Source organism: Colwellia sp. KS18-150 (assembly GCF_057551365.1).
Window position 1 is genome coordinate 96799 of the sequence record NZ_BAAJMC010000006.1, and the last position, 12176, is coordinate 108974.

The window sequence follows — 12176 nt, forward strand, 5'->3', positions numbered from 1 at the left end:
ATATGACAGCTAGTAAAGGTGAGAAAATTCGTCGACAAGTGATGGGTGATGATTTTGTTGATCGGGCATTAAATAACACTGACGACTTCACTCAACCCATGCAAGAGTACATCAATACACATGGATGGGGTTCTACATGGCAACGAGATGGTATAGATTTAAAAACGCGCAGCTTAGTGACTGTTGCCATGTTAGCCGCTTTAAGAGCATCACAAGAATTAAAAGGCCATATTCGTGGGGCAATCAATAACGGTGCCACCGCTGAAGAAATCCGTGAAGTGTTGTTACACAGTGCTGTATATTGTGGTGCGCCGGCAGCACAAGAAGCGTTTCGCGCTGCCAAAGAAGTGCTAGAGTAATACCAATCCGTATAAGAAAGTGATCGCTTAGCGAGAATTTAAAGGCTTAGAGGCAAGGCATTGATTGAAGAGAATGGTTATTCCCTTGTCAAAATCAATAACGCCGCATATAAGCCTTTAAAACTCGCCCTTCGGGAACGCATGGGCACCATGATAACTGCACAAAATTTGTTTGATGTAGAATAACTATATCTTCACATATTTTGTTTGTTCTAATGTCGCCCATGAAGTTCTAAGTGAGCACTTCTTTATGCGGAATGGTATAATGCGATAGCCAAACAACATACAGTTCCGAATCTGGCTAGTGTTGGTTATTGATTGCCATTACACTGAGTACATTAATACTCGGTAATAGATCACATATGAATAGCAAACAGTATCAACAAGCACGCTTATCTCGTGATGCTCGTTTCGATGGCCAGTTTTTTATTGCGGTGAAAACTACCGGCATTTTTTGCCGTCCTATCTGTCCTGCTCCGGCTCCCAAAGAAACAAATGTTGAATATTTTAACTCTTCAATTGCCGCAGTAAACCATGGTTATCGGCCTTGTTTAAGATGCCGTCCCGATGCGGCTCCCGACTCTTTTGCTTGGCTGGGAAAGAATACCAGTTTTGAGCGCGCCATCAAGCTGATTAATCAAGGGGGTTTAGCTAACCAAAATATCAGCCAACTATCAGAGCGCTTAGGTATTAGCAGCAGGTACCTCAATCACTTGTTTCAAGAAAACTTAGGCACCAGCGTTAAAAATTATGCGCAACATCAGCAGTTAATGTTCGCCAAAGCTTTATTGCAACAAACAACCATGAGCATTACTGATATTGCTTTTGCCTCAGGGTTCAACAGTTTAAGGCGATTTAACGATTGTTTTAAAACCAAATTAAAGTTAACTCCTTCTAGCTTGCGGAAAAACAAATCCACCGCCACACAAAGCAATAGTATTAGTATTTTTTTAAGCTATCGCCCCCCTTATGCTTGGTTACAATTGCGCGATTTTTTGCAAGCTAGAGCGGTTACTTATCTTGAGAGAATAGAGTCCCAGAGTTATGGTCGGACTTTTACTTGGTCATCCGCTTCAGGGGAAGTTATTTACGGGCAGTTCACTGCAACTCACCTAGAGGAAAAATGTGGCTTTAATATCAATATTACCATTAGTGATATCAGCTATTTAATGCCAGTGGTTAGAAATATTCGTCGTATTCTCGATTTAGATGCTGCCATCAATAATATTGATCAACAATTATCTAACATACCGGATTTTGCTCTACCCTTGTGTACAGGGTTACGTTTGCCCGGCACTTGGAGTTTATTCGAAGCGGGTGTTAAGGCCATTTTAGGTCAACAGATTTCAGTCGCAGGTGCGTTAAAATTAGTGACGACTCTAGTCGCGCATTACGGCCATAAACAAGATGAACTTACTTATTTTCCAACGCCTGAAGCTCTGCTTAAAGGTGATCTAGCTGAATTAAAAATGCCAACAGCAAGGCGGCATACACTATTACGATTTGCACAATTTATGCTAGATAACCCTCAGGCATCACCCGATGACTGGCTAGCGATTAAAGGCATTGGCCCATGGACCATAGATTATGCGAAAATGCGCGGGCTAAGTGATCCAAACATCTGGCTAGGAGGGGATTTAGGCGTTAAAAAAGCGTTAAGCCAAAAGGGTATGAACTTAAACCCTGAACTTGCTTCTCCTTGGCAATCTTATCTCACTTTTCAAGTATGGAACTTATTATGACCCCCCCCTTTTTTAGCTATCTAGACACACCTATTGGTCACTTAGGTATTTTTGCCGACCAACAAGCCATTAATCGTATTGAATTTATCAACAAAGCAGAGTTACTCAACTTTAAGAGTCATACTGAAAATACGGTAACTAAGTTAGCAAAAGAGCAGTTACAACAGTACTTCACAGGTAACAGGAGTAACTTTGAACTCCCCTTAGCCCCCCTTGGAACACCATTTAGACAACAAACTTGGCGAGCATTATTAGCAATCCCTTTTGGTGAAACACGTTATTACGCTCAGCAAGCTCAAATGATGGATAACCCTAAAGCAGTTAGAGCCGTTGGTGCCGCTAACGGTGCTAACCCAATTGCTATTGTTATCCCCTGCCATCGGGTTATCGGTAAAAATGGTAGCTTAACGGGTTATGCTGGTGGCCTAGATAGAAAAGCGTGGCTGTTAAAGTTTGAACAGGAACAAGTTGCTCAATAATTTTTAAAGTATTAAATATTATCAACCCGTACTGTCAGATAAACTCCAAATATCATTAATATCAAACCGACTAATCGCTGTATAGAAATAGTATGTTTTAATGCACCAAATAAAGCGTAATGATCGATAACAGCTATAGCTATAATTTGTCCCAACAACACCATCGCAATGGCATTACCAACACCGAATTTTGGTGCTGTCCACGTCATACATACAATATAAAAGAGTACCAGTACTCCACCAAAATAATAATGAAAAGGTATATGCTCTTTAAAAGCTAATTTAGGAACTCCCCCTGATAAAAATAAGTATGCCAGTGAAATAACACAGCCGGTAGTAAATAATATAGCTGTGGCTAATACTGGACTTTGCACCTTATTACCCAAACTTCCATTCAAAGCGGCCATGATGGGTATCCCTATGCCCGCCACACACATTAATAGTGCATAGTATGTTGATTGCTGAAACATAATAATCAACGCTCCTCTTCTACAATTATCTATTCTGTTAAATAAAGCCAATTGTTCACTTTTGTTTTCGAAGCTCAGTCACCTGCTCAAAGCCAATTCCCCAATTATCAGTACTTACTTCATCAATAACAACAAACGTTGTTGTGGGTGACTTATCTAGCACTTCAACCATTAATTGAGTGCAACCGGCAATGATGGCCTTTTTTTGATCATTAGTTACCCCCTCATCTGTAATTTGTACTTTAATATATGGCATATTTACTCCTTAATATCTGTATACATCTTAGTGACTATTCGCCACTGGCCTGACTCTTTCAGTAAGCCAATGAAATCGATATAATTAAAATCAAACAAAGGGCAATAAATTTTCGCCATCGCTTGGTCTTGCACTACATCAAGCGCTAATATTTTAAAATCAAAAGGCTGTTTTAACTTTTCAGGTATTGGCCTGCTCTCAACATCTTTTAACCATTGAGATAATGAGCGCCTTATATTTGGTGCCTTAAGCCAAGCATCAGGATGGAATATAGACTTTAGTTTGGCGACATCGCCATGATAAAGGCCATCAAAATAGTGATGTAAAATGCTAGAAACAGCGGTAAAGTCCCCTTCTAACTCTTCGAACCTTGTTAGATAATAGTTCATAGTTATCCCCATAAAATTTCAATATACACAACTGCCGACAATGCGTAAAAGTACCGTCTTTAACGCGATTTTATAAAATATTTCATCTAACTGAAGTAGCTTGCTCCGCTTCATCTGTTTTAATGAAATTGGGCATTGCCTGTACCGCCTTTATCATTATTGTGGTTTTCTCACCTATAATGATGTCAACGGGGAAATAGGCACCCCATCGCGAATATACTGATAGCATGATGTCAGCAGCAGAAGGGGTCTCTCCGCCCAAATAATCTTGTGTCATTAGTTTATTTTCTACTACTTGCCATAATTGATTAATACTTTTAGCTGCGGCATTTAACGCCTCCTGTTTTACTTTGTCATCGCTAATGTGTTGTGTCAGAAAAAATAACCTCCCGTAAGCTGGGTGCATAGTGGCATTAGCAAACATAATATTTTCAATTGCTTGCTGTCTATTTGTACCCGGAAAAAGTGAATTTTGATGCTTTTCTAAAAGATAAAGCAAAATAGCGGCACCTTCAGTTAAACAATTATCACCATCAACTAATACAGGAACTGCTAATACTGGATTAACCTCATTGAAGCTTTTATCTAGCTGCGCATCAATTAGTTTTACTTCTTGACCTAATTCTCTTAAAACAACTTGTGTAGCCACAGAACAGGCACCTTGTGAGTAATAAAGTGTATACATGTAATCTCCTCCTAATAAATACAGTTAACTAATCCGTTTACTCGCATACTGGGCCAACCGTGCCTCCTCAATGCGATATAAATATGTTAAAAGCTTTTTTTGTTTTCATATATATCTACAATGTGCATATACTGTTCTCAAATTGATGACAATATCATTGAGTATTGATAATTATGGATAAATTAAGAGCTATTCAATTATTTGTTCGGTTAGCTGATTTGGGGAGTTTTACCCGTGTCGCTGAACAAGTAAACTCATCTAAATCTATGGTCAGTAAAGAAATATCTAGATTAGAGAATGACTTAGGCGCGCGACTACTACATAGATCTACCCGTAATGTGCAACTTACTCATGCCGGCAAAGGATACTTACAACGAGCCCGAGAAATTTTAGCCAAATTAGATGATGCTGATAACTTTGTACAAGATTTACAGCAAAACCTTCGTGGTAAACTAAAAATAAATGCCCCTATGGCACTGGGTATTACCGACTTATCCTGTTTGTTTGCAGATTTTATGCAGGCTAATCCTGAAATAGAGTTAGACATTCATCTAGGAGATGAAAATATTGATCTGGTTGAGCAGGGATTCGATTTAGGGTTTAGAGCATCCAGCACACCGCTAGACTCTAATTATGTTGGTCGAGCCTTAACACATTTTACTTATAAAGTTTGTGCTTCACCTAGCTACCTCAAGCAGAATCCGAACATAAAACTACCAAGAGATTTAAAACATCATAATTGTTTCATTTATAGCTACTTTCAAGGAAAGAATATCTGGCCAATTGAAGATGGCGTCAGTGTTAAAGGTAATTTAAAAGTCAATAATACCCTGTTTATGATGGAGTCAATTAAGCAAGGCTTAGGAATAGGCTTTATTCCTGATTTTATCTGTCAACAAGCCATTGATAGTGGACAGGTAATAGAAGTATTAGCCGATGCCAAAAAGCCTATGCTAACCCTTTATGCATTGTACCCAGTGCGATATTTTGTTCCTGCAAAGTTAGTGCAATGCATTGAATATTTAGAACAATGGTTTGCCGATAAAAAGCGTATGAAATAAGTCATTAGCTTAAGTTTTGCCAATACTGAGTATTTACTGTAATTTAATGTCTCCATCAAGCAGGAGGATGAATAATGATCAAAATATACGGCGATATACTTTCCGGCAATTGTTATAAAATTAAATTGGTTTGTAGTCTGTTGCAAATTGAGCATAATTGGCAACATGTTGATATCTTAGCGGGTGAAGCATCTCAGGCAGACTTTTTATCAAAAAACCCAAACGGTAAGATCCCACTGCTTGATCTCAATGATGGTCGCTTTCTTACCGAATCTAATGCCATTTTAAATTACTTAGCTACCAATAGTGATATACTTCCCAAAGACAGTTTTGAGCTCGCCAAAGTTCAGCAATGGCAATTTTTCGAACAATACAGCCATGAGCCATTTATCGCAGTTGCACGCTTTATTGCCAAATATCTAGGCTTACCAAAAGAACGCCAAGCCGAGTATGAAGCCAAGCATCAAGGGGGCTATAAAGCATTATCTGTGATGGAAACTCAACTTAGTCAAACACCATATTTAGTAGGTGAGGCACTTTCCACTGCTGACATTAGCTTATACGCATACACTCATGTCGCACACGAAGGTGGTTTTGATTTAACACCCTATCCTTCAATTTTATCTTGGTTAGCGAGAATTCAAAACCAACCAAATTACATCGGCATGGACACAACTGAATAAGGTATTATTTATGATCCGCCCAGCCACCACAGCAGATGCAAAAGACATAGTCGAAATTTATAACCACTATATAAAAAATACTGTCATTACTTTTGAGGAAGAATGTATTACTGATAGTGAAATGGCGTGTCGTATCAACAAAGTCACTGATGCTAACTTACCCTGGTTGGTGATCACTCATGATGATGAAATTCTAGGCTATGCTTATGCAACTCCTTGGAAAGAGCGCAGTGCTTATCGTAACAGTGTAGAAACTACGGTTTATCTCGCCCCGTCATCACACCGTAAAGGTTTAGGTAGCCAAATATATCAAGCGTTATTGACTGAATTAACAAATCATAAAATACATACCGCTATCGGCGGCATTACACTCCCCAATCCAGCAAGCATTGCTTTACATGAAAAGTTAGGCATGACTAAAGTCGCCCATTTTGAGCAAATAGGTCGTAAATTTGATCAATGGCTCGATGTTGGCTATTGGCAACTTGTTTTGAATGATTAACGGATAAAGAACAAGTCTAATGCTTACTAATCCAATACAACATAAAGGCAACTAACCCTAAAAAACAATCCATAGCTGTAAATACTACTAAAGAGTCACTTATTTTTACTGTGTTTTTGACTACTCTATTGATGTTTATATTTTAACCAATCTAAACATTAAAAAGGAAAATCGTTACTAGGATAAGTCAAAAACAACTAAAAATAGGCTTTTTATGAAACAGTTAATTAGGTCAAAAATTTTACAATATAGATCATTCATTTCTACACCGCTATCTCTGCTAATGCTCTTTTGCTCAACAGCTACCTTAGCAGGTAGCTGGCAGCAAAATGTCACGCTAGGTGGCTTTAACTCAGTTCACATTTACACCCCAGACTCAACTTCCACTATTGGTAATGGCAAGTCATTACTTATCGTTTTACACGGTTGCGTCCAACCCATTAATAATTACCTTACTGCTCAGCTAGAAACTGCTGCAGAAAATCACGGCATGGTAATAGCCGTTCCAGATGCTATGAATAAAGCAGGTTACAGCTGCTGGTCATATTGGCAGGGTACAATTTCAAGAACATCTGGCGATTATAAAAACCTCATTAATTTAGCTAATACGATGAGTAATGACACCAACCGAGATATAGACCCGAAACAAGTGTATATTGCCGGTTTATCATCAGGAGCCGCCATGTCAGCACAAACAGCTTGTTTGGCACCCGATGTATTCGCTGGTGTGGCGCCAAGTGCAGGCCCTACTATTGGCACCAGTTCCAATGGCGCTATAACGACTTGCGAAACCGTATCAACATCAACCTTTAAAGCACGTTGTGAAGGATATGCAGGTAGCTCTGCCAATCATTTTGATAGCCAAATTGCCGTTATAGGTCATGGCAGTGCGGATACCACGGTAAATACTTGTTATAACCAGCAAAATGCCGATGGTTTTGCAACGGTATATGGTGTTAATCAATTACCTGGTACCAATAATTTATCTGATGGAGCAGGACATACCGCTTCAGAAACTTTATGGGCTGACAATCGTGTCAGCATGCTTTGGTTTGATAGTTTAGATCATTCTTGGTCAGGTGGTGCGGGTGCATCTGGTGATTATATTGCTGATGATAGCATCAACTTTGCTAACTATTTGGGGCAATTCTTTGCTGAAAACAATAAACGCGTTGATCGCAATAGCGGGCCTGACATTAGTAATTTCACTGTGCTTGCTGACAATAGCACTTTAGTCATCAATGGTAATGCTACCGATGAAGAAGGTAGTGTTGACCTCATCACTATAACCATTGAAGCAATAGATACTGGCTCCCCCATATTCATTGCAACGTTAACCACAAATGCTGATACGACAAACGGTGCCTTTTCAGCAACATCAAGTATTCTAGCTGATGGTTTATACAAAGTTACCGCCACTGCCACAGATAACGAAGGTAAAGATGGTGATAGCCTTTCGAATAACCAACGAATTGGTGATGAACCTGCTGCCGCATCACCAACATTATCAGGCATCAATGCATCGATAGCCGGCCAATGCGCCACCATTACAGGTAATGTTATTGATATAAATCAAAACCTTGATAACGTCATAGTTAGTTTTGCTAACGGTAATGTCACCGCAACAGTCATTGATAATGTTTACTCGGCTGAACAATGCAATTTAGCAGGCGGCAATAACACAGCTACAGTTACCGCAATTGATACCGGTGGGTTATCAAGCACTGACGGCATCGAATTTAACATTGATGCCGGTGTCACAGGAGACTACAACTTACATATTTCTGAAGGTCATATTACTTGGGGATCGGGTTATTCAGCCTGCTATCTTGAATTTGGTACTGCCGCATTTACCATGCGTGAATACACTGCCGGCAGCGATCAATGTCAATGGATAGCAGATGGAGCGCCAAGCTGTGCTGGGCCAAGTCAAGCCTGTACAAACAATGGCTCAAACAATTCAGATACTGATAACGACGGTATTACCGACAGTGCTGACAACTGCCCTAATGATGCTAACGCAGATCAGGCCGACAACGACAGCGATGGTATTGGAAATGTTTGTGATAGTACTCCAAATGGTGAAATAGCAGATACTGATAATGACGGTATCGCCGACAGTGCTGACAACTGCCCTAACTTTGCTAATGCAGATCAGGGGGATAACGACAACGACGGTATTGGAAATGTTTGTGATAGTACTCCAAATGGTGAAATAGCAGATACTGATAATGACGGTATCGCCGACAATGTTGACAACTGCCCTAATGATGCAAATGCAGATCAGGGGGATAACGACAACGACGGTATTGGAAATGTTTGTGATAGTACTCCAGACCCTATTGCTGATTGTACAGAAACGACTGCCAGTAATTATGCTCACGTGCAAGCCAGTCGAGCCACTACCAATGGTATCTATGCATATGCCACAGGCTCGGGAGAGAATATGGGGCTATATAATTTGTTCTACACAACAACGTTAGCTGAAACCGCCAATAATTATTATGAAATAGGCAGTTGTCCTTAAAGCTAAACAGTTTTCAGCATCCTTATAATAGCATTGTCGCTACACAGCACAATGCTATAAAACTAATCAAAAATATGGATAACAAATTATGAAATCATTCATGAAAATATTTAAAAATACCCTACTTTTTATAGTACTGCTCATAACAACGACGACAATAAAAGCCGCTTGTGTAGATAATGTTGTGTTAGTGCATGGCAATACAGGCTCACCAGATGATTGGAATAATACCTACGATGCACTAATTGCCAATGGCTATACTAACTCTCAAATATATCGACCAATTTGGGGAAGTGTTATTGCCGCTAATAATAATCATAATGGCTCAGAAGAAACACCAATCTCCAATGAGTTAACTGCAGCGATAAATGCATCTTGCACAGGAAAAATTGATGTCATCGGCCATTCAATGGGAGTCACTCTAGCTGCCCAACAAATAATTAAACTTGGCGTCAGTGGACAAGTCGATAGCTTTGTCGGTGTAGCTGGAGCTTATCGAGGTCTTTGGACATGCGGTAGATACCCTTGGAATGTCTGGTCCCTGACTTGTGGTAATTATGGCTTATCTGTTTCAAGTCCATTTTTAGATTGGCTAGACAATAAGCCGCTTGCAGATAGAGTCTATTCTATTAAAAGTTGGAGTGATCAAATAGTGTGTGGAAGTGGTATCTGTACTGTAAACGGAGTTCATTCAAGTCAAATAACCAATGAAGATGCAAGCTATACCTACGCATTGGGACATTTTGGCTTACAAACCTACACGGCCAGTAAGCAGCTAGAGCTCATTCAATAAAGTGTTTACTACAACCAATTTAGGTTAGCCGCCTAAGTTGGTTGTAAGTAGAATAAAGCAATGTCTTAACGACGAATAAACTCACCTATCATTTCATAAGTTTGTTGGCACTCGCTTGCTACCATAGAATCAAGCAACATATACGCGTGAATCATGCCATCAAAGCTATAACGACGGACTTTAACCCCCGCTTGTTTTAATGCCGCTTCATAGGCGATGGCTTCATCCCTTAATGGATCACAACCAGCGTTAAAAATTAACGTTTCAGGCATCGTCGAATCCACTGGCATAAATAAAGGAGAAACGGATTTTCTTGGCTCATTATGTTGAAAATAACTATCAAAATACCAATCAACTTTAGCTTTTTCTAATAAGAAGCCTGTGCCATTTTCAGTCACCGATGGCAAAGTTAAGGTGTAATCTACACTCGGATAGATTAATACTTGTTTATCTATATTTACTTGTGCATTGGTAATGTTTTTACTGGCTAAGGTGGTACATATGGCACCACCAGCGCTATCGCCGACAATAATCAACTGCTTATTAAAGCAAATACCTGTTAGGGATTGTTGATAATTTTCTAATACATACTGACAATCATCCACACCGGCAGGATAAGGAAATTCAGGTGCTAATCGGTAATCAACTGCAATCACGATACAGCGCCCTGCTCTGGCAATTTTTCGACTGATCGCATCATACAGATCAACACTGCCACACATGTGGCCACCACCATGATAATGAATGACAACAGGTAAATCCTCTGTCGGTGCTGGGCTATAAACTCTGACGGGAATGTCATGGGATTGTGTAGTAAATATATAATCGTTAACTAGCGCTAAATCAGGTCCCTCACCAATAAAAACACTCAATTTGTCTAAATTCTCACGTACCAAACTGGGTGTCATCACGACGCCATTTTCTTTTGCTTGGGCAGCCGTAATATTTACTTGTTCAATAAATTCGCTTAATTTAGGAGATATTACGCCTCGCATGATGAGTCCTTTTTATTCGATAAAATGTTAGTTTGTTTGGCGGTCTCAGGTAAAAAGAAGCTCCCAATAAAGAAAGTGCTACTTAACACCGTAATAAGCATAAACGCTGCGTTATAATCACCACCATTCATATCGACTAACTTGCCAAAAATCCATAACACCGCGGTCGCTACTAAATAACTAATAGAATAAAACAGACTAAATACTACCGTGATGCGTTGACCTGTCATGTTAGGCAGTTCATGAGGAATTGTGACTAGGGCTGTTATTGGAAAAAAAATAAAGAATCCTAATACCATTGCGCATATTGTTTGTAATAAAGGCGAGCTACTAAAGGATAAACCAAACACAGTTAACACTATTATCAAACCAGACCAACGAATTACAGGTACACGTTGAGTAAAGTGCTTACTGTAAACGATTCCAGCCAAAGTACCGACAATGCCAGAGCCAATCACCAATGCGCTTTGGCTAATGCCTGCTTTAGGATAAAAGGTAAATAAACAAATATAAAAGGCCAGAATTCCTGAATAACTTAATGCATACACCCAGTTAAACTTATCTTTTAAGCCATCTAGATAAGAGTAAGTTTCTGTTACTGCTTTCTCTGAGGCATTATCAGCTGATTTTTCCTCAATATCTTTCGTTAATAGCCAAGCGACACTCAACCCCAGGCTAGCTAAAGAAAATATCACCAAGGTATTTTGCCAGCTACCGGTCAGACTATTAAAGTTAGCCATTTGCCATAAAATAATGCCGGTGCCGACATTAAAAGCCACAGCATTAATACCATTGATGGTTGGTCTCTCATGCGGTTCAAACCAAGCCATAACAATAGGATTGAAGTAAACAATCATAAAGGCACCGCCTAAACCCATTAAAAACCGGCTTACTAACAGTAATTCATAATTTGGCGCATAAGGCGTTAATATACCGATAGAAATCAATATACCTGACACAAAAAAAGCTTTTTTCACCCCTAACTTCAAAGCCAACCAAGCGGCAATAAAAGTACCAACAATCTTTGCTAAAGTGACAGCGCCACTAATAAAGCTCGCAGAGGCTAGGCTATCAATATGCATAGCCGCCATAATTTGATTCATGCTAGCTGTGCCACCGACCCACGCCATAGCAAATAAGGTGTAACTAATAAAAACGAGTGCTGCGACAAGGTATTTGTTATTTATTTTACTCAGGCTCATACTGGCTACTTCAACGAAAAATTATTACTGTCA

Annotated in this window: 14 protein-coding genes; 8 read left to right on the top strand and 6 right to left on the bottom strand. The window is 39.5% G+C overall.

Annotated features, from left to right (window positions below; genetic code table 11):
• Nucleotides 1-2 precede the first annotated feature (2 nt).
• From AC27IF_RS10270 to AC27IF_RS10280, 3 genes are all read left to right on the top strand, one after another.
• Nucleotides 3-359, top strand: coding sequence for a carboxymuconolactone decarboxylase family protein (locus tag AC27IF_RS10270; protein ID WP_487054171.1), 357 nt, complete (start codon nucleotides 3-5; stop codon nucleotides 357-359).
• A gap of 362 nt (nucleotides 360-721) precedes the next feature.
• Nucleotides 722-2101 carry a DNA-3-methyladenine glycosylase 2 family protein gene (locus AC27IF_RS10275; protein ID WP_487054172.1) on the top strand — a complete coding sequence of 460 codons (1380 nt, stop codon included), beginning with the start codon at nucleotides 722-724 and terminating at the stop codon, nucleotides 2099-2101.
• On the top strand, nucleotides 2098-2580 hold the full coding sequence (locus tag AC27IF_RS10280) for a methylated-DNA--[protein]-cysteine S-methyltransferase (RefSeq protein WP_487054174.1): 483 nt from the start codon (nucleotides 2098-2100) through the stop codon (nucleotides 2578-2580). Before AC27IF_RS10275 ends, AC27IF_RS10280 begins: the two co-directional genes overlap by 4 nt.
• 11 nt (nucleotides 2581-2591) lie before the next feature.
• Here AC27IF_RS10280 and AC27IF_RS10285 read toward each other — a convergent pair whose 3' ends face one another.
• From AC27IF_RS10285 to AC27IF_RS10300, 4 genes are all read right to left on the bottom strand, one after another.
• Nucleotides 2592-3050 carry a DMT family transporter gene (locus AC27IF_RS10285; RefSeq protein WP_487054175.1) on the bottom strand — a complete coding sequence of 153 codons (459 nt, stop codon included), beginning with the start codon at nucleotides 3048-3050 and terminating at the stop codon, nucleotides 2592-2594.
• Nucleotides 3051-3105: 55 nt separating this feature from the next.
• The gene (locus AC27IF_RS10290; RefSeq protein WP_487054176.1) at nucleotides 3106-3306 is read right to left on the bottom strand and encodes a 2-hydroxymuconate tautomerase family protein; all 201 of its coding nucleotides are present in this window, start codon (nucleotides 3304-3306) and stop codon (nucleotides 3106-3108) included.
• A 2-nt stretch (nucleotides 3307-3308) separates the two neighbouring features.
• Nucleotides 3309-3695 carry a nuclear transport factor 2 family protein gene (locus AC27IF_RS10295; protein WP_487054178.1) on the bottom strand — a complete coding sequence of 129 codons (387 nt, stop codon included), beginning with the start codon at nucleotides 3693-3695 and terminating at the stop codon, nucleotides 3309-3311.
• A gap of 82 nt (nucleotides 3696-3777) precedes the next feature.
• On the bottom strand, nucleotides 3778-4380 hold the full coding sequence (locus tag AC27IF_RS10300) for a glutathione S-transferase family protein (protein ID WP_487054179.1): 603 nt from the start codon (nucleotides 4378-4380) through the stop codon (nucleotides 3778-3780).
• A 173-nt stretch (nucleotides 4381-4553) separates the two neighbouring features.
• On the opposite strand from AC27IF_RS10300, the gene AC27IF_RS10305 reads away from it, so the two are divergent.
• The 5 genes from AC27IF_RS10305 (at nucleotide 4554) to AC27IF_RS10325 (ending at nucleotide 9946) form a co-directional block, all read left to right on the top strand.
• A complete protein-coding gene (locus AC27IF_RS10305; RefSeq protein ID WP_487054180.1) occupies nucleotides 4554-5441 on the top strand; it encodes a LysR family transcriptional regulator in 888 nt (295 codons plus the stop codon).
• Between the two features lie 77 nt (nucleotides 5442-5518).
• Nucleotides 5519-6124 (top strand): glutathione S-transferase family protein, encoded by a 606-nt coding sequence (locus AC27IF_RS10310; RefSeq protein ID WP_487054295.1) that lies wholly within the window; start codon nucleotides 5519-5521, stop codon nucleotides 6122-6124.
• 10 nt (nucleotides 6125-6134) lie between these two features.
• Entirely contained in the window at nucleotides 6135-6626 is a 492-nt protein-coding gene (locus AC27IF_RS10315) for an arsinothricin resistance N-acetyltransferase ArsN1 family B (RefSeq protein WP_487054182.1), read from the top strand.
• A gap of 214 nt (nucleotides 6627-6840) precedes the next feature.
• On the top strand, nucleotides 6841-9153 hold the full coding sequence (locus tag AC27IF_RS10320) for an extracellular catalytic domain type 1 short-chain-length polyhydroxyalkanoate depolymerase (protein WP_487054184.1): 2313 nt from the start codon (nucleotides 6841-6843) through the stop codon (nucleotides 9151-9153).
• A gap of 100 nt (nucleotides 9154-9253) precedes the next feature.
• Nucleotides 9254-9946 (top strand): esterase/lipase family protein, encoded by a 693-nt coding sequence (locus AC27IF_RS10325; protein ID WP_487054185.1) that lies wholly within the window; start codon nucleotides 9254-9256, stop codon nucleotides 9944-9946.
• 65 nt (nucleotides 9947-10011) lie between these two features.
• Here the strand turns inward: AC27IF_RS10325 and AC27IF_RS10330 are convergent, their stop codons facing one another.
• Together AC27IF_RS10330 and AC27IF_RS10335 are read right to left on the bottom strand one after the other, a co-directional pair.
• The gene (locus AC27IF_RS10330; protein ID WP_487054187.1) at nucleotides 10012-10941 is read right to left on the bottom strand and encodes an alpha/beta hydrolase; all 930 of its coding nucleotides are present in this window, start codon (nucleotides 10939-10941) and stop codon (nucleotides 10012-10014) included.
• Nucleotides 10929-12143 carry an MFS transporter gene (locus AC27IF_RS10335; protein ID WP_487054189.1) on the bottom strand — a complete coding sequence of 405 codons (1215 nt, stop codon included), beginning with the start codon at nucleotides 12141-12143 and terminating at the stop codon, nucleotides 10929-10931. Before AC27IF_RS10335 ends, AC27IF_RS10330 begins: the two co-directional genes overlap by 13 nt.
• Nucleotides 12144-12176: the final 33 nt, after the last annotated feature.